This is a genomic window from Acinetobacter sp. MD2(2019), assembly GCF_035615615.1.
Taxonomy (GTDB): Bacteria; Pseudomonadota; Gammaproteobacteria; order Pseudomonadales; family Moraxellaceae; genus Acinetobacter.
In genome coordinates, this window is the sequence record NZ_VTDU01000003.1 from 106,627 (window position 1) to 129,774 (window position 23,148).

General features: G+C 41.9%; 22 protein-coding genes. 15 read left to right on the forward strand and 7 right to left on the reverse strand.

The features are described from left to right. Positions 1–146: 146 nt before the first annotated feature. The 6 genes from I2F62_RS02835 (at position 147) to I2F62_RS02860 (ending at position 8,534) form a co-directional block, all read left to right on the forward strand. Entirely contained in the window at positions 147–1,724 is a 1,578-nt protein-coding gene (locus I2F62_RS02835) for a TerC family protein (RefSeq protein ID WP_324625576.1), read from the forward strand. Between the two features lie 66 nt (positions 1,725–1,790). Next, the gene (locus I2F62_RS02840) at positions 1,791–2,261 is read left to right on the forward strand and encodes a YchJ family protein (protein WP_420713707.1); all 471 of its coding nucleotides are present in this window, start codon (positions 1,791–1,793) and stop codon (positions 2,259–2,261) included. 43 nt (positions 2,262–2,304) lie between these two features. Continuing rightward, positions 2,305–2,946 (forward strand): trimeric intracellular cation channel family protein, encoded by a 642-nt coding sequence (locus I2F62_RS02845; protein WP_324625511.1) that lies wholly within the window; start codon positions 2,305–2,307, stop codon positions 2,944–2,946. A gap of 50 nt (positions 2,947–2,996) precedes the next feature. Then, the gene (locus I2F62_RS02850; protein WP_324625512.1) at positions 2,997–4,316 is read left to right on the forward strand and encodes an MFS transporter; all 1,320 of its coding nucleotides are present in this window, start codon (positions 2,997–2,999) and stop codon (positions 4,314–4,316) included. Between the two features lie 215 nt (positions 4,317–4,531). Continuing rightward, a complete protein-coding gene (gene parC, locus I2F62_RS02855) occupies positions 4,532–6,751 on the forward strand; it encodes a DNA topoisomerase IV subunit A (RefSeq protein ID WP_324625513.1) in 2,220 nt (739 codons plus the stop codon). Positions 6,752–6,854: 103 nt separating this feature from the next. After that, a complete protein-coding gene (locus I2F62_RS02860; RefSeq protein WP_324625514.1) occupies positions 6,855–8,534 on the forward strand; it encodes an AMP-binding protein in 1,680 nt (559 codons plus the stop codon). Positions 8,535–8,570: 36 nt separating this feature from the next. Here the strand turns inward: I2F62_RS02860 and I2F62_RS02865 are convergent, their stop codons facing one another. After that, complete coding sequence (locus tag I2F62_RS02865) at positions 8,571–8,960, reverse strand: hypothetical protein (RefSeq protein ID WP_324625515.1); 390 nt, start codon at positions 8,958–8,960, stop codon at positions 8,571–8,573. 108 nt (positions 8,961–9,068) lie between these two features. Between I2F62_RS02865 and I2F62_RS02870 the strand changes: the two genes are divergently transcribed. Continuing rightward, positions 9,069–9,470 (forward strand): MAPEG family protein, encoded by a 402-nt coding sequence (locus I2F62_RS02870; protein WP_324625516.1) that lies wholly within the window; start codon positions 9,069–9,071, stop codon positions 9,468–9,470. Between the two features lie 166 nt (positions 9,471–9,636). After that, positions 9,637–10,164, forward strand: coding sequence for an inorganic diphosphatase (gene ppa / locus I2F62_RS02875; RefSeq protein WP_324625517.1), 528 nt, complete (start codon positions 9,637–9,639; stop codon positions 10,162–10,164). Between the two features lie 204 nt (positions 10,165–10,368). Here the strand turns inward: ppa and I2F62_RS02880 are convergent, their stop codons facing one another. After that, on the reverse strand, positions 10,369–11,661 hold the full coding sequence (locus tag I2F62_RS02880; RefSeq protein ID WP_324625518.1) for an OprD family outer membrane porin: 1,293 nt from the start codon (positions 11,659–11,661) through the stop codon (positions 10,369–10,371). Between the two features lie 308 nt (positions 11,662–11,969). Between I2F62_RS02880 and I2F62_RS02885 the strand changes: the two genes are divergently transcribed. Then, entirely contained in the window at positions 11,970–12,764 is a 795-nt protein-coding gene (locus I2F62_RS02885) for a TorF family putative porin (RefSeq protein WP_324625519.1), read from the forward strand. A 63-nt stretch (positions 12,765–12,827) separates the two neighbouring features. On the opposite strand, the gene I2F62_RS02890 is transcribed toward I2F62_RS02885, so the two are convergent. Both I2F62_RS02890 and I2F62_RS02895 read right to left on the reverse strand, forming a co-directional pair. Next, positions 12,828–14,318, reverse strand: coding sequence for a YifB family Mg chelatase-like AAA ATPase (locus I2F62_RS02890; protein ID WP_324625520.1), 1,491 nt, complete (start codon positions 14,316–14,318; stop codon positions 12,828–12,830). 56 nt (positions 14,319–14,374) lie between these two features. After that, on the reverse strand, positions 14,375–14,611 hold the full coding sequence (locus tag I2F62_RS02895; RefSeq protein WP_324625521.1) for an accessory factor UbiK family protein: 237 nt from the start codon (positions 14,609–14,611) through the stop codon (positions 14,375–14,377). 240 nt (positions 14,612–14,851) lie between these two features. Between I2F62_RS02895 and glnK the strand changes: the two genes are divergently transcribed. The 6 genes from glnK to I2F62_RS02930 all read left to right on the forward strand — a co-directional run bounded on the left by glnK (position 14,852) and on the right by I2F62_RS02930 (position 20,609). After that, complete coding sequence (gene glnK, locus I2F62_RS02900; protein WP_324625522.1) at positions 14,852–15,190, forward strand: P-II family nitrogen regulator; 339 nt, start codon at positions 14,852–14,854, stop codon at positions 15,188–15,190. 58 nt (positions 15,191–15,248) lie between these two features. Further along, on the forward strand, positions 15,249–16,964 hold the full coding sequence (amt, locus tag I2F62_RS02910) for an ammonium transporter (protein ID WP_420713704.1): 1,716 nt from the start codon (positions 15,249–15,251) through the stop codon (positions 16,962–16,964). A 135-nt stretch (positions 16,965–17,099) separates the two neighbouring features. Further along, on the forward strand, positions 17,100–17,561 hold the full coding sequence (gene nrdR, locus I2F62_RS02915) for a transcriptional regulator NrdR (protein ID WP_324625523.1): 462 nt from the start codon (positions 17,100–17,102) through the stop codon (positions 17,559–17,561). Between the two features lies 1 nt (position 17,562). Next, complete coding sequence (gene ribD / locus I2F62_RS02920) at positions 17,563–18,642, forward strand: bifunctional diaminohydroxyphosphoribosylaminopyrimidine deaminase/5-amino-6-(5-phosphoribosylamino)uracil reductase RibD (protein WP_324625524.1); 1,080 nt, start codon at positions 17,563–17,565, stop codon at positions 18,640–18,642. Next, entirely contained in the window at positions 18,639–19,931 is a 1,293-nt protein-coding gene (locus I2F62_RS02925) for a DNA adenine methylase (protein ID WP_324625525.1), read from the forward strand. Before ribD ends, I2F62_RS02925 begins: the two co-directional genes overlap by 4 nt. An 18-nt stretch (positions 19,932–19,949) precedes the next feature. Next, complete coding sequence (locus tag I2F62_RS02930; RefSeq protein ID WP_324625526.1) at positions 19,950–20,609, forward strand: riboflavin synthase; 660 nt, start codon at positions 19,950–19,952, stop codon at positions 20,607–20,609. Positions 20,610–20,648: 39 nt separating this feature from the next. Here the strand turns inward: I2F62_RS02930 and I2F62_RS02935 are convergent, their stop codons facing one another. From I2F62_RS02935 to I2F62_RS02945, 3 genes are read right to left on the reverse strand one after another with little or no spacing between them, the layout of a single operon-like run. Continuing rightward, positions 20,649–21,272: a hypothetical protein gene (locus I2F62_RS02935; RefSeq protein ID WP_324625527.1), complete on the reverse strand. Its 624-nt coding sequence runs from the start codon at positions 21,270–21,272 to the stop codon at positions 20,649–20,651. Positions 21,273–21,304: 32 nt separating this feature from the next. Beyond that, on the reverse strand, positions 21,305–21,712 hold the full coding sequence (locus I2F62_RS02940) for a DNA polymerase III subunit chi (protein WP_324625528.1): 408 nt from the start codon (positions 21,710–21,712) through the stop codon (positions 21,305–21,307). After that, the gene (locus tag I2F62_RS02945) at positions 21,705–23,135 is read right to left on the reverse strand and encodes a leucyl aminopeptidase (protein ID WP_324625529.1); all 1,431 of its coding nucleotides are present in this window, start codon (positions 23,133–23,135) and stop codon (positions 21,705–21,707) included. The genes I2F62_RS02940 and I2F62_RS02945 overlap by 8 nt, the downstream gene beginning before the upstream one ends. Positions 23,136–23,148 lie beyond the last annotated feature (13 nt).

A 23,148-nucleotide genomic window follows, 5' to 3' on the forward strand; every position in this document is an offset into this window, starting at 1 on the left:
CACAACGTATAGATCAATATGAGTAGTGGTTGTAGTCACTCGCGATATTCTTTTTCCACAATAAAAAATTTGACCCAACTGTGCGGGTCTTTTTGTTCTTTTATGCATATCAAATCGGATGCCAAGCCATTAATAGAGGGTAATCACTGATGTTTGAATGGATGTCGGACCCTTCTGCATGGGTAGGCCTTGCAACTTTGGTTGTTCTAGAAATTGTTTTAGGTATTGATAACCTCGTTTTTATTGCAATTTTGGCAGAAAAACTTCCACCTGAACAACGTAATACCGCGCGAATTGTCGGTTTAACCTTTGCGCTATGTATGCGTATGGTGTTGTTGGCATCGATTGCGTGGATTGTCACGCTCGACCAACCGCTGTTTCATCTTTTTGGGCATCCTTTTTCAGGCCACAGTTTAATTCTGCTGTTTGGTGGTGTGTTCCTGCTGTTTAAAGGCACCATGGAATTGCATGAACGCCTCGAAGGTCGCACACATTTAAAAGAAGAGAATCCTGTACATGCCACATTTTGGATGGTGATTGTCCAAATTGTGGTGCTTGATGCGGTGTTCTCGCTAGACAGCGTGATTACTGCGGTCGGTATGGTGAAACATCTGCCAGTGATGATGATTGCCGTGATGATTGCGGTCGGCATCATGATGTGGGCATCGAAACCACTCATGGAGTTTGTGAACAAACATCCAACCGTGGTCATGCTGTGTCTGGGCTTTTTAATGATGATTGGTTTCTCATTATTGGTTGAAGGCTTTGGCTATCATATTCCAAAAGGCTATTTATATGCTGCCATTGGCTTCTCGGTGTTGATTGAAGCCTTGAATCAGGTCACACGCCGTAACCAAGAAAAATTAGTCACCACCACCGACTTACGTTATAAAACCGCTTCAGCGGTCATGCGTATGCTTGGTGGCAATAGTGCAAGCAATGAACCAACAGCCCATGACACCGATGTATTAGCCACTCAAGCGCTAGCGGAAGAATTATTCGATGGCGAAAACAGTGCTTACCATAGCGTGATGGTGCAAGGTGTGTTGGGGTTGTCTGAACGTCCGGTTAAATCGGTGATGACACCACGCCCCGATTTAGAGTGGATTGATTTAGATGAACCTGCCGAAGCGGTTAAAGAACAATTAATGCAAATGACCCATTCGCGCTTAGTGTTTGCCCATGGCGAGTTGGATAATTTAGCCGGTATTGCATTGACCCATAAAATTCTAAACGATTATATTGAAACCGAGCGTTTGGAATTTGCCACGCACATCCGTGAACCGATGATTGTGCATGAAAATGCCAATGTGCTGATGGTGATGGAACAATTGCGTAAAGCACCTTTGCAAATGGCGATTGTTTTAAATGAATATGGTTCAATTGAAGGTGTGGTGACACCAATTGATATTTTAGAGGCCATTGCCGGTGAGTTCCCTGACGAAGATGAACTTGAAGCAGCAGCAGAGAGTTTAGAAGATGGCTCATTGATGTTAGAAGGTTCAACCGATATTCGTCATGTGTCATTATTGCTTGGGCAAAACTTGGTCGATGACAGTGAAGAATATTCCACACTTTCAGGTTATTTGCTCTTACATTTAGGCCGGTTACCCGAAAATGGCGATGTTGTGAAAATCGATGGATATAGTTTTGAAATTGTAACCATGGATGGACATAAAATCGAAAAAGTTCATATTGTGCCCGAGCAAGCCGTGTCGGAATAACCCCAAGCGGCACTTTGCAAAGTGCTGCTTGCTCTTTAAAATAGCCCTTTAAAAAAGGGCTATTTTATTATGGAATTCACCCATTGTCCGTGTGGACAAGGTCAATATAGCAGCTGCTGTGAGCCGCTACATTTGGGCAAAGCCAAGGCTGAAACAGCAGAACAACTGATGCGTTCGCGTTATAGCGCATTTGCCAAACAACAGGTCGATTATATTGTTGCGACAACCGCCATAGGCCAGCAGGCACAGTTAGATCGTGCGGCGTTGTTATCGTGGAGTATAGACAATGCATGGCAACAGCTTGAAATTTTAAACAGCGTGCCTCGTGTCGATGCATCTCACGCCATGGTGGAATTTAAAGCCTATTATTCCGATGGCCAAGCGCGCATTCATCATGAACAATCTTATTTTGTAAAACATCAAAACGCATGGTATTTCATCGACCCGACGCTTCAAACCTTCCCAAGCATGAAACACGCCTGTTTATGTGGTTCCGAGAAAAAATTTAAGCATTGTTGTGCTACTTTTATTCGCTAATCTCGTAAAATAGCGCCACATTTGCCTGCCCGAGATTGAACCGATGCTGTTAACCTTTATTTATATTATTGCAATTACTGCCGAAGCGATGACAGGCGCACTTTCGGCAGGTCGGCGCAGTATGGATTGGTTTGGCGTAGTGCTCATTGCATGTGTGACGGCACTGGGCGGTGGTTCGGTGCGTGATGTGTTGCTGGGGCATTATCCATTAGGTTGGGTGAAACATCCTGAATATTTGGTGCTGACTTGCTGTGCGGCATTATTCACGATTGTGATTGCCAAATGGATGAAACATATGCATTCTATTTTCTTATTATTAGATGCTTTAGGCCTGATTGGTTTCACCATTATTGGCTGCCAAATTGCATTACAAATGGGGCAGGGTTTTGTGGTTGCATCGGTTGCAGGGGTGTTAACGGGTGTTTCTGGCGGAATTTTACGCGATATTTTGTGTAATGATATTCCCTTGGTTTTCCGTAGAGAACTGTATGCCAGCATTTCCTTTGTGTCTGTAATTTGCTATTGGCTATGTACCAAAGTCGGTTTGGCTTTGGAGGCGACCATTATTACCACGCTTGCCTTTGGCTTTAGTTTACGTGTTATTGCCATTTATTTTGGTTTAGAAATGCCTAAATTTATTTATCAAGATGACGATCACCATTCGGCATCGTCTAAGGATGAATAAAACGTTATTTGAATCTGTACCAGCACAATGCCACATCAGAGCATAAAACTATGGATATAATTTCTCGAGTACAACGCTTACCCATTGGAAAATTTCATTATCGGTTGCTATGGGTGGTGGGCTTAGGTTGGATGTTTGATGCAATGGATACTGGCATGATTGCCTTTATCATGGCAAAAATGGTCAAGGATTGGAGTTTAAGTCCTGCCGAAAGTGGTTGGATTATTAGTATTGGTTTTATTGGTATGGCCATTGGTGCGGTACTTTCAGGCGCGTTGGCGGACCGTTTTGGCCGCAAAACATTATTTGCAAGCACATTGTGTATTTATAGTTTAGCCACCGCCGCGTGTGCATTTGCTCCGAACTTAACATGGTTACTTGCATTTCGTTTTGTGGTTGGGCTTGGCTTGGGCGGTCAACTGCCGGTTGCGGTTACTTTGGTTAGTGAATATATTCCGGCACAGGTACGTGGTCGCTTTATTGTATTACTTGAAAGTTTTTGGGGTTTAGGCTGGTTACTCGCAGCCTGTATTTCTTATTTTGTGATTCCTCAATTTGGTTGGCACTTGGCCTTTTTAATTGGCGGCCTTCCTGTGTTTTATATTTTAGTGATTTTAAAAAACATCCCTGAATCGATTCCTTATTTAATTCATCGTGGGCGGATTCATGAAGCACATCGGTTGGTGCAAAGCTTAGAGCGCCAAGCAGGTGTTGATGTTATTGACGACATTGAAGTGGTTACGGTTGCGCATCAGCACAAAGTTTCTTTTGCACAGTTGTGGCAAAAAAACTTGCGTAAACGCAGCCTTATGCTGTGGTTGGTGTGGTTTGGCATTGTGTTTTCCTATTACGGTATTTTTACTTGGTTGCCGAGTTTGTTACTTAAACAAGGTTACGACATTGTAAAATCGTTTGAATATGTTTTATTTATGATTTTAGCCCAACTTCCGGGTTATGTGGTTGCATCGTGGTTGGTCGAAAAATTAGGGCGCAAACCAACCTTGGCAGGCTTTATTGGCTTATGTGCTTTATGTGCGTATTTTTTTGGTCAAGCGAACTCCGACAGCAGTATTATGTTGTGGGGCTGTTTAATGTCGTTTTTTAATTTAGGTGCATGGGGCGTTTTATATACTTATACGCCCGAACAATATCCCACCAATATTCGCGCATTTGGTTCGGGGTGGGCATCGGCAATTGGTCGGATTGGCGGCATTGTTGCGCCTTTAGCCGTGACCCATTTAATGGTTGCCGAACATGGCTTTCAACAGGTCTTTATGATGTTTACTTTGGTGCTGATTGCGGTGGCTGCAATTATTGTTATTTTGGGCGAAGAAACCAAAGGTAAAACACTCGAGTCCATTGGTTTGTAAGACGTGTAGATTCATCTCAATCTAAACATGGATTGAGTTTGAATCGAAAATTGCTAAAAAATACAATAAAATGATGGAAATATTGGGTTATACATCTAAAAATTAGGCAAAGAGAAGATTCACACAGCGTTTTAATTTACGTTTGTCCTGCAATCTAGTTAAATATCACTTTAGCGAATGAAATTGGTCTAAGCGTCCTTATAGGTTCTATTTTTATGACAAGCCTTTCGCACCAAGCGACAGAAAACCGTTCCATAGCGGAATTTACCGAACAAGCTTATTTAAACTATGCCATGTACGTGATCATGGATCGTGCATTGCCACACATTAGTGATGGTTTGAAGCCTGTACAGCGTCGTATTGTGTATGCGATGAGTGAACTTGGGCTAAAATTTAGCAGCAAACCCAAAAAATCGGCCCGTACTGTGGGGGATGTATTAGGTAAATACCATCCGCATGGCGATTCTGCCTGTTATGAAGCTATGGTCTTAATGGCGCAGCCATTTAGCTATCGTTATCCTTTTGTTGAAGGACAAGGCAACTGGGGTTCACCTGACGATCCAAAATCGTTTGCCGCAATGCGTTATACCGAAGCCAAATTGTCGCAATATAGCGAAGTGTTATTGTCTGAATTAGGGCAAGGCACCTGCGATTGGCAAGACAACTTCGATGGTTCATTAAAAGAGCCGCTGCATCTGCCAGCACGTGTGCCCAATATTTTATTAAACGGCACAACCGGCATTGCGGTGGGTATGGCAACTGACATCCCGCCCCATAACTTACGTGAAGTCATTAAAGGCACCATTGCTTTAGTCCGTAATCCGAATTTGACCGACCAAAAAGTCGCTGAATATATTCCCGGCCCAGATTTGCCGACACAGGCGGAAATTATTACTCCGCCAGAAGAGCTGTTAAAGCTTCAAATTACAGGGCGTGGCAGTTACCGCATGCGTGCGGTATATGTGGTTGAAAAAAATGAGATTGTGATTCAGCATTTGCCATATCAGGTGTCTGGTTCAAAAGTCATTACCCAAATTGCCGACCAAATGCAGGCCAAAAAATTACCGTTGGTGAGCGATATTCGCGATGAATCAGATCATCGTAATCCAACGCGGTTGGTGATTGTACTGCGTTCGAATCGGGTCGATGCCGACCAAGTCATGAGCCATTTATTTGCCACCACCGATTTAGAATCGAGTTATCGTGTCAATATGAACATGATTGGTGCCGATGGTCGCCCTCAAGTGAAATCGATTCGTCAGGTTTTGCTTGAGTGGATTGAAATTCGCAAACAGACCATCACTCGCCGTTTGCAGTATCATTTAAATAAAATTGAAAAACGTCTACATATTTTGGCAGGTTTACTGATTGCGTATTTGGATATCGACACCGTTATTCAAATTATCCGTGAAGAAGATCAGCCCAAACCCGTGCTTATGCAGCGGTTTAATATTGATGATATTCAAGCTGAAGCCATTTTAGAATTAAAGTTACGCCATTTGGCCAAACTTGAAGAAATGGAGATTCGCCAAGAACAAGACGAATTGGCTGCCAAAGCGGCAATTATTCGTGAACAATTGGCCAATCCAGAATCATTAAAAAGCTTAATGATTGATGAACTCAAAGACGATGCGAAAAAATTTGGTGATGACCGCCGTTCAGCGATTGTACAACGTGACGAAGCCGTTCAAATTAAAGAACAAGATTTGTTACCGGCTGAAACCGTAACTGTGGTTTTGTCTGAAGCGGGATGGATTCGTGCGGCCAAAGGTGCAGATGTCGATGCGCCAAGTTTAAATTATCGTGCTGGCGATCAATACTTAAGTCATACCGTGGGTAAAACCAATCAACGCGTTTATGTGATGGACAGTGCAGGGCGCAGCTATGCCTTGCCAATTAACAGTTTACCTTCGGCACGAGGTTTGGGTGAACCGATAAGTTCTAAATTGTCGCCTGCAACTGGGGTTAATTTTGTTCAAGTTTTAGTGGCAGATGACCAGCAAGCGCTGTTGGTGATGAGCGATGCCGGCTACGGCTTTAAAGCCCCAGCCATTGCATTGGATACCAACGCAAAAGCAGGAAAAGCCTTCTTAACTTTACCGGATGATTCGCAAATTTTACCTGTGTCGGTAATCCATCATTTTACCCACGTTGCGGTGTTAAGTTCTGCGGGTAAATTGCTATTGATTGAGCTTGCAGAATTGCCGGTTTTAAACAAAGGTAAGGGCAACAAGCTGATGCAATTGGCACAAGGCGAAACGATAATTGCATTTACTTTATTAGAATTGAGCGATACGTTGCAGGTCATAGCAGGACAACAGCAGTTGAAATTAAAGGCCGATGACTTGCAAAAATATATTGGAAAACGTGCGACCAAAGGACAACTTTTACCACGTGGCTATCAAAAAGCCAATAAACTTATTGTTCAAAGATAAACCTAGCAAGGTTCTTCATAAATACGTTAAATATGGTATGGTTATAAACAAAGACCTTGCCAAGAATATAACGGAAACATGTAGGACGGAGATAAAAGGCATTATGGAAAAAATTTGGTTTGACGAATATAAAAAAACAGGCATTCAAGATAAAATTACTTTACCTGCTGAAAACACGTCTTTAGTTGATGTTTTTGAAAGTAATTTAAAAAAATACAGTACGCGTGATGCTTTTGTTTTTATGGATAAAAAGATCACCTACGATGAACTTGAACTGGCCAGTCGCAAATTTGCGGCATATTTGCAAAGCTTAGGTTTATCTAAAGGCGCGCGCGTGGCAGTAATGATGCCGAATGTATTGCAATATCCTGTTGCAAGTTTAGGGATTATTCGCGCAGGTTATGTGCTTGTGAACGTGAATCCTTTATACACCGCGCGAGAATTAGAACATCAGTTAAACGATGCTGGTGTAGAAGCGCTGCTGATTATTGAAAATTTTGCGTCAGTGTATGAAAAAATCTTAGGTAAAACGCCAGTGAAGCATGTTGTGGTTGCTTCAGTGGGCGACATGCTCGGATTCATTAAAGGCAATATTGTGAACTTTGTTTTACGCAGCGTGCGTAAACAAATTCCAGCATGGAATATTCCTCACCATATTTCATTTAATGATGCAATCAGCAAAGTTAGCCCAAGCGCGTATAAGCGCCCAACGCTGACGCTTAGCGATTTGGCGGTTTTACAATATACCGGCGGAACTACCGGTGTGGCGAAGGGAGCAGAATTAACCCATCGCAATTTAATTGCCAACATGCTGCAAATTCAAAACTTATTTGACAGCAAGTTCAGCCAAGAACCAATTGACGATTTCCGTTTAATTTCGGCTTTGCCGCTTTATCATATTTTAGCGTTCACCGTGTGTGAACTGTATGGTATTTGCCAAGGTGCAACCAACTTGCTGATTGCAAATCCACGTGATTTACCAGCTTTAATTAAAGAAATTGATAAATTTAAGCCAACGTTATTCCCTGGCGTAAATACCTTATTTAATGCTTTGATTAATAATGAAAGCTTTAGACAGCTTGACCATAGCAAAATGCAAATAGCAGTGGGTGGCGGCATGGCGGTATTGCCATCGACAGCTGAAGCATGGAAAAAATATACTGGTATTACCATTCATGAAGGTTATGGTTTATCTGAAACCTCACCGGTGGCGGTATTTAACCCGCCTGTATCGGAAGATTTTTCAGGCGCGATTGGTATTCCTGTGCCTTCAACCGATGTGGCAATTTTAGATGATGATGGCAATGAAGTTCCATTGGGCGAGCGCGGAGAAATTGGTATTCGTGGGCCGCAGGTGATGAAAGGCTATTGGAACCGTCCCGATGAAACTGAAAAAGTCATGACTCAAGATGGTTATTTCCGCACTGGCGATATTGGCGTGATGGATGAGCGCGGCTATATTAAAATTGTAGACCGTAAAAAAGACATGATTTTGGTGTCTGGCTTTAACGTTTATCCAAACGAAATTGAAGAAGTCATTGCTCATCATCCAAAAGTTCTGGAAGTGGCCGCGATTGGTGTGCCAGATGAAAAATCGGGTGAAGTTCCAAAACTGTTCGTGGTGAAAAAAGATCAATCCTTAACCACCGAAGAATTGTTGGCGTACGCTAAGCAAAATCTGACTGGTTATAAACGCCCGCGCTATGTCGAATTTATGGATGATTTACCGAAATCGAATGTAGGGAAAATTTTGCGTAAAGAACTGCGCAACCAGACTAAATAAAGTGTTTAAAAAAAAGACCGAATTCTCGGTCTTTTTTTATGCCTCTTTTTTGAGCATCATTTGGTCTAAATAAGGGCGAGCAAAGTGAATAATCACCAAAAAGGGCAACATGCCTGATAATTGCATTTTAAAATGTGGAAAATCGAATGCATGTTGATAGCTAAAATAATTATCCACCAAACTATAGACAATCGTCAGTGCAAGCCAAATCCAAAGCGACCATTGGCGAATAGCGACCGCCCAAAAAGCAATAGTGAGCATCACAAATGTGCCTAGTGTCGATTGCCAATTGAAATTTGCACAAATCATGCTAATTAAAAATGCCGTAATCGGCAGTACGATTTTTAAAATCTGATTCATTTTACGTTGAGCACGTGCTTGCTGTTCTAAGGCATTTAGCAGGGTTGTTTGGTCTTGGTCGCTCATCATGGTCTCAAAATAAAAGAATACAAATCATTATATTTAACCGAAAAATTGCAAGAAAAGCCATGCTATGATGAAATATCTGTCTGGCAACTCTAAGAGATTTATAAGATGCAAAGCATCAGTGGCATTATCTATTTGATTCTAAGTGCATGTTTACTCCCTTACGCGTTTACCCTCATTGCCAAAATGACAGCAGGTTTTAAACCAAAAGATAATCAGCAGCCGCGTGAATTCTTGGCCAAAGCCACAGGCGTCGCCGCTCGCGCCAATGCAGCTCAACAAAATAGTTTTGAAAGCTTACCTTTATTTATTGCAGCCATTTTAATGGCGGAATATATGGTGCTAGATCAGCATGTGGTGAGTCTATTTGGCTGGGCGTATATTGTGTTACGCATCATTTATGGGATGTGTTATCTGGCCAATTGGGCCACGTTACGTTCAATCGTGTGGTTTTTGTCTATGGCTTGCCCTATATTATTACTGGTGTTGATTATTCATCTTTATGCTTAGCAGTAAAATTAAATTAAATTTTTGCCCAAAATAGGTGCAAAAAAGATATTTATTGAAAGACTATTAGAAAGTAATCCGGTAATCGGTATAATCCTTTTCCATCCATCTGCTTGAAATAAAATTATGTTTCAAGCATTTTAACTGGCTGACTTAAAAGAGTACGATCATGAGTTATAGCAATATTCCAGCAGGTAAAGATGCACCAAATGACATTTATGTCATCATTGAAATTCCTGCCAATGCAGCACCAATCAAATATGAAATCGACAAAGATTCAGATGCATTGTTTGTAGACCGTTTTATGGGTACAGCAATGTTCTATCCAGCAAACTACGGCTATGTACCAAATACTTTGTCTGAAGATGGCGATCCGTTAGACGTGTTGGTGGTGACGCCATATCCAGTGGCTGCAGGTTCAGTGATTCGTTGTCGTCCAGTCGGTAAATTGAACATGGAAGATGATGGCGGGATTGATGCAAAACTGATTGCTGTGCCACACGAAAAACTTTCACCTTTATATAAAGATGTTAAAGAATATACCGATCTTCCTGCATTACTCATTAACCAAGTTGAGCATTTCTTTGCGCACTATAAAGATTTAGAGCCTGGGAAATGGGTTAAAATTTCAGGTTGGGAAGGTGCAGACGTTGCTAAAGCCGAAGTGCTAAAAGCGATTGAAGCGGCGAAAAAATAAGATTTTTTGCTCTGAAAAAAACCTACACTATGTGTAGGTTTTTTTATTTTAAATATTTGTAAATCATAAAAATTTCCTTGGATACAGCATTTGACTGTACTGCATCACGCTAGATGTATTGGTTCAAAAGAAATAAAAAAATCCCATCTCAAGGATGGGACTTTTTAGTGCACGAAGGCACAGTCATGATATTTTTAGCTGAAATTAGAAAAATTTCACAGGAATATCAAGGAAGATACGTGTTTCATTGGTGCTCGGCATATAGTAATCATTTGAATATGCAGAATCTGTACGATAGATAGATTCGCGTAAACGAAGACTTGCACCTTTAGCAAAACCAGACTGAACGGTATATTTTACTTGGTTAAAGAATTCACGTTCTTTAGCATTACTCGTTGTTTTGGTATCGATATCCCAACCATAAACGTAAGCAGACGTCCAAGATAAGCCAGGTACGCCATAATCACTGAAGTCTACGCTATATTGAACTTGTGCAGACTTTTCACCACGACCGTTAAAGTCAGAAAGGTAAGAGTTTGGTAGGTAAATACTTTGGAAGCCATCAGCATTTTCACCATACGCATAACCAGTGTTGCCAGTGCTTTGTTGGTAAGCCAACATCACGCTGTGTGGTCCTTGATTATAAGTTGTTGAGAAAGCCCAAATATTGTTTGAACGATCAGACGGGTTTACATCAGCTTTTGCTGATGATGCGCCTGCATCTTTATCCCATTTCGTATGGTAACCACTTAAGTCAAAAGTTAATGAATTTTTGTCAGCAAGTGGTAATTTATAGTTTAAATCTGCGTAATGACGGTCTAATTTATCTTTGCTGTCTAAACCATAATAAGATGCATTGAATTGGTCATTAAATTTATATTTTGCACCCCAAACATAAGCGCGTTTTAGGCTGTTGCCTGAAGCATCTTTGTCTGTGCTAATTTGGTCGGACATTTGATTTTTAGTGAATTTACCTGCAATCACTTCTAAGTCTTTGACTTCATGGCTGGTTAAAAGTGTACCAGTAAAATATTCAGGAACCATACGTGCAGTATTACTTGCAAGTACTGGAATATCAAGAATTTGCGTACCATAAGTTAAGGTTGTATTTGATGCGCGTACTTTGGCATATGCACCACCACGAGTCCATTGGTCATATGGATTACCATTTGAATCGCGTGGAACCATGTTGTTGCCAGAATGCTTGTTATCGCCTAATTTAAACGAGAAATCACCGACTACACCTGCAGCAAAACCAACAGTACCTTGAGTAAAGCCTGTTTCAGCATTAAGCATTACCGATTGAACTGAAGATCGAGTATCATCACCAGGATTTACATTTTTTTTATCACGGTCGATAAAACCCGTACGTAACAGAACCGATGCAGAGGCATCATCTACAAGTCCTTTGGACTCGCTTTGCTCGCTTGCAAATGCTGGAGAAACAAGCAATGCTTGAATAAGAAGAACTAATGGTAGCTTAGGTAGATTTAGCATTGGCTGCCCCTGAAAGGTGAAAAAATATTTTGTTGCAGGATAATGTGCAATTGGTAACAAAATGTACATCTAATCTATAATAAAAAGAATACCTTGATCAAATTTTTTTTCACAAAATAAAACATGAAGTGCTTTTTTATTGAATAAATTTAATTAAGTTATTAATTTATATTGATTTTATGTCTTTATAAAATAGTGTTACACTTTAATGGTATCAGTGAGTACTTAATTTTACTGATATGTTGGTATGAAAAATGCTTATTAATTTGCAAATTTAACAAGTACAAATCACCTTCGAGGGATGAATAATGAAACATTTAATCGCAGCAGCAATCGCCGTATCGACATTGTCAACCGCAGCCTTCGCAGAAGACAATGCGCTTGCAGCATATGGCTTAACATTCAGCGGTAATGTGGCTTTAACTAGTGACTATCGTTGGCGTGGACAATCGCAAACAGAAAATGACCCTGCAATTCAAGGCTCATTTACTCTTGCACATAGTTCGGGACTTTATTTTTCTGCATTTGCATCCAATGTCGACTTTGGTGCAGGAACAAAGGCGCATTTGGAACTAGATCCAACAATTGGTTTTACAACCCCACTAAGCTTAGGTTCAATGAAACCAAATTTAGATGTGGGTGTGGTTTACTATAACTATCCTAGCGGTGGCAATATTAACTGGCCTGAGCTTTATGCGAAACTTGCTTTTGCCGATGCAATGGTAAAAGGTGATAGTTTAGTTCCAAGTATTTCTTATACCAATCAATATGGTGGTAGTGCTGGTAAAGTTGATGGTAAAAAAGTCTCAAATTGGAACTTTAATTTAGCCTATTCAGTACCATTTGCAGATACTGGCTTTGGTGGTGTGGCAAGTGTTGGTTATAGCAAAGCAGATAAAAATATTTACAGCTATAATGCAAGTGGCGATGCGACTGATAAAGACTTTTTTGATTGGAAAGTCGGCGTAACTTATAACGTTAAATCTATTTCGGGTTTAACTGCCGAACTTGATGCAGTAGGAACAAATATTGATAATTATGACCACACAGCAAACCGTGGCGTAGACACGGGTGCAGTCTTTACTTTAACTAAAGCATTCTAAATATAAGTAGTTTTATAAAAAACAAAAGACCACTTTTCGTAAGTGGTCTTTTTTATTTGGTCTCTAGTTTTGAAATGGACTCCGATAAGACAATGCCTCTGATAGATGTTCACTCGAAATATGCTCGCTTTGTGCGAGATCGGCAATGGTTCGCGCTACACGCAAAACTCGATGATAGCCACGCGCAGACAAATTTAAACGTTGTTGTGCTAAGGCAAGCATATTTTTGCTGCTGTCAGATAAAGTAGCAACCTGCTCAAGTTGTGTGCTCGATAAAGCATGATTGGGAGCTTTTTGTCGCTGCATTTGCTGTTGATAGGCCTGTATAACCCGTTGGCGCACAACCTTTGAACTTTCTGGAATTTGGCTACTTTGTAAATCTTGATTAGATAGAGGTGGAACATCGATATGAAGATCAATCCGATCAAGCAATGGGCCAGATATACGATTTTGATATCGTTTGATACTTTCTGCCGAGCATTGGCAGCGACTGTCTTGATTAAACGCATAGCCGCATGGGCATGGGTTCATTGCGGCAATCAGTTGAAATGCTGCAGGAAAGGTGATCTGACGTGCAGCTCTAGAAATAATAATTTCTTTACTTTCTAAGGGTTGGCGTAATACTTCGAGCACTTTACGGTCAAACTCAGGCAACTCATCAAGAAATAATACGCCGTGGTGTGCCAGTGTAATTTCACCAGGTTTTGGAGATGATCCACCACCAACCAAGGCAATTGCTGAAGCAGTATGGTGTGGTGAGCGGTAGGGACGTTGTCCAAATTGATAAGGCTGCTGTGCAATTGAATGAATGCTTGCAACCGTCAAGCTTTCATCCTGACTTAATGGTGGCAGAATGCTGGCTAAGCGGGATGCCAATAAGGTTTTGCCTGTGCCCGGCGGGCCTCTAAAAAGAAGTGAATGCCCACCTGCGGCTGCAATTTCTAAGGCACGTCGTGGTCGAAGCTGCCCTTTAACATCCGATAAGTCGGCTAAAGAATTTTGCGCTAAGCTGAGTGGTTGTTGTGTGGCCACAGACAGTTTTTGTTGTCCTAAAAAATGCCCACAAACTGCTTGTAAATTGGGTGCCGGATACAGTGTTAACGGTTGAACTTGGCTGGCTTCCGTTAAATTTGCCAAAGGTAACATTAATTGGCGTTGTTGTTTTTGGCAGGCAAGGGCAATGGTTAATGCACTAGAAATGGGGCGAAGCTGACCATCTAAGGCCAATTCACCCACAAATTCAAATTGATCTATTTCTGTTTCGGGAAGTTGTCCTGAGGCAATTAAAATACCTAAGGCAATAGGCAGGTCCAGTCGCGCCCCATCTTTGGGTAAATCGGCCGGTGCAAGATTGATGGTTAGGCGTTTAGTTGGAAATTGAAATCCACTATTAATGATGGCAGAACGTACGCGGTCTTTACTTTCGCGCACGGCTGCTTCTGGCAAGCCGACAATGGTTAAAGATGGTAAACCTTGACTGACATGGACTTCTACTTCAATCAGTGGTGCGTTTAATCCCAACACACCGCGTGTGTAAATTTTGGCGAAAGACATTATTATGTTCCATTTTGGTGCTTATTTTATTTGTCATCGTTGTTTTTAATGCACAATTAAAGTGCTTTTGTGTGTTGCTGTAGTTTAAGTTCAAGTAAGTCGACTTGTTGTTGTAAGGCATCTAAGCGTGCATTAGCGAGTTTTAAATGGTTTTTTTGTCGATCAATTTCATTTTTAGAGACCAAATCCATTTGTTCGATTGCTTCATTTAATAATGCTCTTAAATTGTGCTCTACATCTTTTTTGGGTTGTTCAATTTGCGCCAAAATGGCTTGTAATAGGGATTCTAACATGGGCTTTAACTCAGCACGTATAAGATGGTCTTAGTTTATCATGACATTGATATAAACTGATTTTTCAAAAAATAAAATAAAAAAACAGGATTTTTTTTAACGCGCTCAACTAAAATATAAAAATAAGGTATAAGTATGAATAGAAATGCCATATTTCTGTATTCCTCCAACCGCAGGGATATTGGCATGGAAATTGAACATAAAACCTTACAGCTGAAAAATAAGCCGAAGGAAAAAAACATGAAGCTCGTAACTGCTATTGTAAAACCATTTAAATTAGATGATGTGCGTGAAGCATTATCAGAAATTGGTGTTCAAGGTATCACGGTCACAGAAGTGAAGGGTTTTGGTCGTCAAAAAGGCCATACTGAACTTTACCGTGGTGCTGAGTACGTTGTTGATTTTTTACCTAAAGTCAAAATTGAAATTGCAATTAGTGATGAAATGGTCGACTCAGTCATTGAGTCGATTACCCGTGTTGCAAGCACAGGTAAAATTGGTGACGGTAAGATTTTCGTAACCAATCTAGAGCAAGTTATTCGTATCCGTACCGGTGAAACTGGGTCAGATGCAGTTTAATTTGGCATAAAGTTTGCTGAGTACAATTTAACTCGCAAAAATAGGTTGGGGGAAATACATGAAAAAAATAATTATGGCGCTCAGTTTGTCTGGTGCTTTATTTACTTCGGTTGCCAGCTATGCTGAAACCACAACGCCTACACCTGCTGCTGTATCGGTTGCAGGTTTTCAAGCTGCACAAATTGAATTTGCTTTAGGTAAAACCAATGTCAGTGCGGATGATGCAGGTATTAAAAGTATTGTTGATTATGCCAAAGCACATCCTGAAGCGAGTTTTCAGCTCAGCGGCTTTGTAGACAGTACAGGCGATGCAGAAAGTAATAAAAAAATTGCCAAAGAACGTGCAGAAAAAGTCAAAGATAGCTTAGTTGCAGCTGGTGTTGCAGCAGACAAAATTGTATTACAAAAACCAGATGATATTACCGCTGGAACAACTGAAAGTGCTCGCCGCGTTGAAATTAGTTTGGTAAATACTGCTGCTGCAGCTGCGACAGAATCTGCTGCTGAAGCAAGTACGCCTGCAACTGCAGAAACCGCCGCAGCTTCTGAAGCGACAGCTGCTGCACCGGTTGCCAAATTAGATACAGGTGATACCGCTTGGATCTTGATTTCAACAGCTTTAGTTCTGTTAATGACCATTCCAGGTTTGGCATTGTTCTACGGTGGTATGGTTCGTAAAAAGAATGTATTAGCCACTATGGCCCACAGTTTTATGGCTGCTGCCGTGGTGAGTATTGTTTGGGTTGTGATTGGTTATACCTTGGCATTCGACACAGGTAATTCCTTTGTTGGTGGCTTAAGTAAACTGATGCTGTCTGGCATTACAACAGAATCCTTACAAGGCACAATTCCTGAAATTCTGTTTGTTATTTTCCAAATGACATTCGCGATTATCACGGTTGCCATTATTAGTGGTTCTATCGCTGAACGTATGAAATTCGGTGCATTTATCGCATTTATCACCATTTGGGTCATTGTTGTTTATGCGCCAATTACGCACTGGGTTTGGGGCGGCGGCTGGTTAGGTACAGACGGTGCACTTGATTTTGCTGGTGGTACAGTCGTTCACATCAACTCTGGTGTTGCAGGTTTAGTCGCAGCCTATGTTGTGGGTAAACGTATCGGCCTTGGCAAAGAATCAATGGCGCCGCACAACCTTGTGTTGACTGTGATTGGTGCAAGCTTACTTTGGGTGGGTTGGTTCGGTTTCAACGGTGGATCTGCATTAGGTGCAAATGGTGCTGCAGGTTATGCCTTAGTTACCACACAAGTTGCTGCTGCCGCTGCTGCGATTTCTTGGTCAGTGGTTGAAAAACTGGTTCGTGGTAAATCATCTGTATTGGGCGCAGTATCTGGTGGTGTTGCAGGTTTGGTTGTGATTACACCGGCAGCTGGTTTCGTAACTGTAGGTGGCTCATTAATTATGGGTTTACTGGGTGGCGTAATTTGTTTCTGGGGGATTACTGGTCTTAAACGTGTTCTAAAAGCAGATGATTCTTTAGATGCCTTTGGTTTACACGCCGTTGGTGGTATGGCAGGTGCAATTTTAACAGGTGTATTTGCAAGCTCATTCATTATGGGCGACAAAGCGCCAGTGGATGTTATGCATCAATTATGGGTGCAATTAGAAGGTGTTCTTGCAACAATTGCATATAGCGCCATCTTAACCTTCATCATCTTAAAAGTGATTGATGTTGTGATTGGCTTACGTGTCACAAATGATGACGAACGTATGGGTCTAGATTTGAGTCAACATGGCGAACGTGTTGAATAATCATTCCATCTAGATTATAAAAAACAGCTCCTCTTCGGGGCTGTTTTTTTATTTTAAACACTACATTTAGTATCTCTAAGATTTTTGATACACTAGATACACTAGATACACATTGATTGGCTGATTAAAATTGTAATGCATTGTCCATTTTGTAATGCGCCTGACAGTAAAGTGATCGACTCTCGTTTGGCTGCCGAAGGCGGTCAAATTCGTCGTCGTCGAGAATGTGTGGGTTGTGGAGAACGATTTACCACTTTTGAAAGCTATGAAGTGGTTATGCCGCGCGTGATTAAATCCAATGGTAAGAATGAACCCTTTGATGAACTTAAATTACGCCGCTCACTTTTGCATGCTTTGCAAAAAAGACCCGTTACGCAAGACCAAATTGAAGCGGTATTAAGCGATATTCAATTACAAATTCGCCGTTTGGGCGAGCGTGATGTCAATTCACGAACCATTGGTGAAATAGTGATGCAATCTTTGTTCGCTTTAGATCATGTCGCGTATGTCCGTTTTGCCTCGGTTTATCAAGATTTCCAAGACATTGATGCCTTTCGCCGACATATCGAATCGATGCAACACGAGAATAATAAATAAAATGTCAGCGCTTGATATTCAATATATGCAGCGTGCAATTCAACTTGCACAACAAGGACAATATTCAACTAAACCCAACCCCAATGTTGGCTGTGTTATTGTCAAAGATGGGCACATTGTTGGTGAGGGTTTTCATCCGCAAGCAGGGCAGCCGCATGCCGAAGTTTTTGCTTTAAGACAAGCCGAAGCCCGCGCCCAAGGGGCAACGGCCTACGTTACTTTAGAGCCATGTGCCCATTTTGGTCGAACACCACCTTGTGCCGAAGCTTTGGTTAAAGCGCAACTTAAACGTGTTGTTGTGGCCTGTTTAGATCCGAATCCGTTGGTTGCAGGTAAAGGCATTGCCATTTTAGCAAATGCGGGCATTGAGGTTGAGTCGGGTGTTTGTGATGAAGCCGCCCGCCAGTTGAATTTGGGCTTTTTAAAAGCCATGGCAACGCAAATGCCGTACGTACGTTTGAAAATTGCTTCGAGTTTAGATGGTCGTACCGCCATGCAGTCGGGCGAGTCAAAGTGGATTACCGGTACAGCCGCGCGTCAGGATGTGCAGCATTGGCGTGCAATTTCAGGCGCGGTGATTACAGGTATTCAAACGGTTCTGGCCGATGATTGTCAATTAAATGTTCGAGCATTGCCTGAGGTTGCGCTTGAGAACGTGGTTCAACCGAAACGCATCATTTTAGATCGGCAAGGTCAATTGCCTTTAACGGCTAAAATTTTGGCTCAACCGCAACAGGTTATTGTGGTGGGCACATTTAGGCAAGCATTGGCAGACCTTGGTGTCACGCAATTGCCAGATCAGCCTTTAGCATCGCTCTTGGCAATCTTATGCCAACAATTTCAAATTTACGATGTATTGGTGGAAGCCGGTGCAACCTTGAGTACTGCATTTTTACAGCAAGGTTTGGTCGATGAGTTGATTCATTATATTGCACCAACATTATTAGGTCAGTCCGCCCGCGCCATGTTTCAAGCAGATTTTCAAACTTTGGCGCAGCAACAGCGTTTTCGCATTCAAAATGTCGTACAACTTGGGCAAGACTTACGCCTAAGCTTAACGCCATCACAAGAGTCACTATGAATTCAGAGACAACGGTTTATCATAAACGTCGACACGCGGCACGAACCACAGATGAATACCTTTTTCATCAATTGGTGCCGTATTTAGGCAATAAGCGACGTTTGTTGCATTTGATTTTAGAGGCGCTTGAGCTTACAGGAACATTAAAAACAACCGCAAACCGTGCACCAATTTTTGCAGATTTTTTTGCAGGCAGTGGCGTGGTTTCTCGTTTGGCACGTCAAAATGGTTATCGTGTGATTGCCAATGATTGGGAACCTTATAGCCATGCTTTAAATCACGCGATTTTATCCTGTGTTGAAGCACCAAAATTTAAAGAATTGGGTGGATATCAAAAAGCCATCGATTATTTAAATCGCTTGCCTTTAAGCAAAGGTTGGGTGACGCATAATTTATGCCCACGCAACGATGAAGAATACGATCCAGCGCGTGATCGGTTGTTCTTTAAACGCCGTAACGGCATGCGCATTGATGCCATTCGTCAGCAAATTGCGACATGGCAGGCGCAAGGCGCAATTGATGATGTCGAAATGAGTGCATTGCTCGCACCGTTATTGTATTCGGCCAGTTTTGTCAGTAATACCAGTGGCGTCTTTAAAAGTTTTCACCATGGTTGGGGGGGCAAAACTCAAACGGCATTAGAGCGGATTGAATCGTTATTGTGGCTAACACCTAGCCGTTTTTGTGAAATAGGCGATTTGAATCATCCAATGGCTGAAATGTGGTGTGTCGATGCACAGCATTTGGCCAATCAGATGAGTGGTTTTGAAGTGGATGTGGCTTATTTAGATCCACCATATAATCAACATGCCTATAGCAGCAATTATCATGTGTTAAATTCGCTCACGCTTTGGGATCAGGCCGATTTACCGCCACCAGATACCAAAGGCTTTAAAAGTGGTATTGACCGTGCATGGCGTAAAGAGCGTCCAAGTCCGTATAATTCATCAAAATATGCCAAAGAGGCTTATGAGAAATTATTGTCGACCATTAATGCGCGTTATATTTTGACCAGTTACTCAACCGATGGCAACATTGAAGCAAAAGACTTGCTCAAAGCGAATTTAGAACGCGGCCACGTTACGCTACTGACTCAAGATGTTCCACGTTATCGCGTCAGCAAACAGCGGCAATCTGAACGCGCTCGAGTTTTAGAGTTTATCGTCATTACCGACACGCATGCTAAATCGGGCCCACCATTGCGCCAGTTGCTTGGACAATTGTACCATTATGCAGAATTGGGTGGGGTGGATACCTCTGGCGTAAGTACTCAATTGGCACTTTGGTAAAATAGAGATTAAAATTAAATGTTTACAGGAATTATTGAAAGTGTAGGGCAAGTCGAGAGCGTGCAACCGTTGGGTGGCGATATCCGATTACGCATTCGTACTGCGCTGGATTTATCTGACGTTCATTTAGGCGATTCGATTGCAACCAATGGCATTTGCCTCACAGTGATTGACTGGGGTGCAGATTGGTATAGCGCAGACGTTTCTCGAGAAAGTTTAAATCGAACCACACTGGCCCAATGGAAAGTTGGTCAGTTAGTGAATGTCGAAAAGGCCATGTTGCCGACCACGCGCTTTGGTGGGCATATTGTGAGTGGTCATGTCGATGATGTCGGTGAAATTAGTGTTGTTCGCCACGATGCACGTTCTTTATATTTTGAAGTGACTGCACCCATTGCGTTGGCTAAGTATTTGGCTGAAAAAGGCTCGATTACGGTTGATGGTGTGAGTCTAACCATTAATCATTTGCGTGGGCATATTTTAAGTTTAAATCTGATTCCGCATACAGCAGAACGCACCAATATCCAAACATGGAAAGTCGGCACCAAAGTGAATTTAGAAGTTGATATTTTAGCGCGCTATATCGAGCGCTTGCTTTTGGGCGATCGTGCAGCCGAAACTAGCCCTGAATCGAAACTGAGTATGGATTTTTTAGCTCAAAATGGCTTCTTAAAATAAAAAAATCTCGGAGGTTGCTCCGAGATTTTTGATCTGCTTTTAATCTTTTTTGATTAAATACGAAATCTCTTCTTCTGCGGCCAGTTGCAATTTGCTGTTAAAATTTTTCACTGCGCTTTCAATTTGCGCAATTAAGCTTTCTGCTTCAAGTTCTAAGCGAATTTTCAGGTTGTCTAATGCTTCTTGAATTTCTGGTGTCACCACGGTTGTGGTTTTAGCCTGCACCTGAGGAATGGCGACACTCACGGTGCTTGGTGTTTTTTGGTAGCGTGCCGCATAATCTTGAAAATCGGTCAGGACTTGTTGTTGTAAATGTTGCAGTTCGGCTGTTTGCGCTTGCTGTTGTTGCAGTTCATCCTGTTGTAAAGTTTGCGCAAAGCGTTGTTGTTGGTCACGTTTTTTTAATAAATTTTGCTCGAGTTTGTGCTGTTTACGTACACGTGCAGCTTCAATTAACTCAGCTTTTAAATCGGCATAGCTTTGTTCGATGCTTGCATAAGATTCAAGCTGTGCCTGTTTGTTGCTATGTAACCATTCATCTAAGCGTGTTTCGTGGTTTAATAAGGTGCAAATACGACCAAGGTCGTTCAAATACGTTTGACGAACCGCTTGTGGGGCATTAAGCCAACGCGTTTTAAAATCTGCTCCAACATCTAAAGCCACAATTTTACTCCTTTGAGTATTTCACTCGATCTTTATAGTTTAAAGGTACGTGGGCTGAACCCAAGTTTTTTGTACTGTTTAAATTTCTCACGGCCGATTATTTTAGTCGATTCTTGATTTTCAACAATTTCAATAATGTGTTCAAACGTATCTTGTGGTTGAAGCGCTTCTGCTGTGAAATTGACTATAATCCATTGACCTGTTTTGGGCAAATGCGCGGAGATGCACACCGAAGCTTGCAGATCGTCAATCCCATGCGGAATAAAACTGTTGGCATCAAACTGCCACAACAGCTCATCTAATTGTTTTTGTTGCGATGGATCATCGCACAACCAGTAAATTTTTTTGGGTTGTTTGAGGATTTTACGACTTAAACGACAAGCACTTTCGGCTTGTCGTTCAGGGCTTTTTTCAAACAGATAAAAGCTAATTTCAGTCATGCTGGCTACGATTGGCAATAAATTGCATTAATAGGGGTACAGGACGACCGGTCGAACCTTTGTTTGCTCCAGATAACCATGCGGTGCCGGCAATATCTAAATGCGCCCAACGGTAATCGCGGGTGAAGCGTTGTAAGAAACAAGCCGCGGTTGTTGCCCCACCTTGAGGGCCACCAATGTTGGCAATATCGGCAAAAGGCGAATCAAGAAGTTCTTGATAATCATCCATCACCGGTAAGCGCCAAACACGGTCAAAACTTTGCTCACCTGCGGCATTAACTTCTTCTACAAGCGCATCATCGCCCGAGAATAAACCCGTCACCACTTTGCCCAGCGCAACCACACACGCACCAGTTAAAGTTGCAATATCTAACACCACCGCCGGATTAAAACGTTTCACGTAGGTTAAGGTATCGCATAACACCAAACGACCTTCGGCATCGGTATTTAAAATTTCCACCGTTTGACCGCTCATGGTGGTGACAATATCGCCGGGGCGAGTCGCTTTGGCTGAAGGCATATTTTCTGCCGCGGCAATGGTTCCGACCACATGAATCGGTAATTTCGCTTCGCACAATGCGCGGATGGTGCCAAATACAGAGGCTGCACCGCACATATCAAACTTCATTTCATCCATGTTGGCGCCAGGTTTAAGTGAAATTCCGCCTGTATCAAAGGTGATGCCTTTGCCAACCAACACAACGGGTGCTTCTTCTCGTTCAGATAAATACTCAAGGGTAATAATACGCCCTGGGCGATCAGAACCTTGGCTAACTGCAAGGAAGGAATTCATGCCTAATTCAGCCATTTGCTGCTCATCAAGGATGGTCACTTTGAGTTGCTCTGGGAATTCTGCTGCAAGTTCAAGCGCAAGTTCAGCAAGCGCTTCGGGATAACAAGTGTTGCCTGGGCGGTTGCCTAAATCACGGGCTAAGTTTTGTCCCGATTGAATGGCATTGACAAGCTGTATTTGCGTTTCAGATAAATTGCAGCCAATTAATTGTAGTTGTTCAAGTTGAACTTCTGCTTTTTTAGATTTGTATTCATCAAACACATAATTGGCTTGGCTAAGTGCCAGCGCAAAAACATAGTGGAATTCTGCTGGTAATTGGCTGATATCAACATCCACACTTGAGAATTTCTTGTTTACGGCTTGAATGACCGTTTGTGCAAGCTTGGCCATTTTGGCGGCTTTGAGCTCAGTAACCTTACCTAAACCTACAAAGCTACAAAATGGATAATGTTGATTGAGCCCAATTAGAGGTAAAATCTCTGCCAGATTGGCTTTGTATTGTGTTGCTTCTACAAAGGTTGCAAGCTGTGGCAGGGCTTCGCTAAACCGTGAAGATTCAATTTGTGTTGCATCTGTTAAAACAATCAAGGCAGAGCCAGAGGTTTGGCTGGTTTTTAAAGAAATTTTCATGCGCTGATAAATG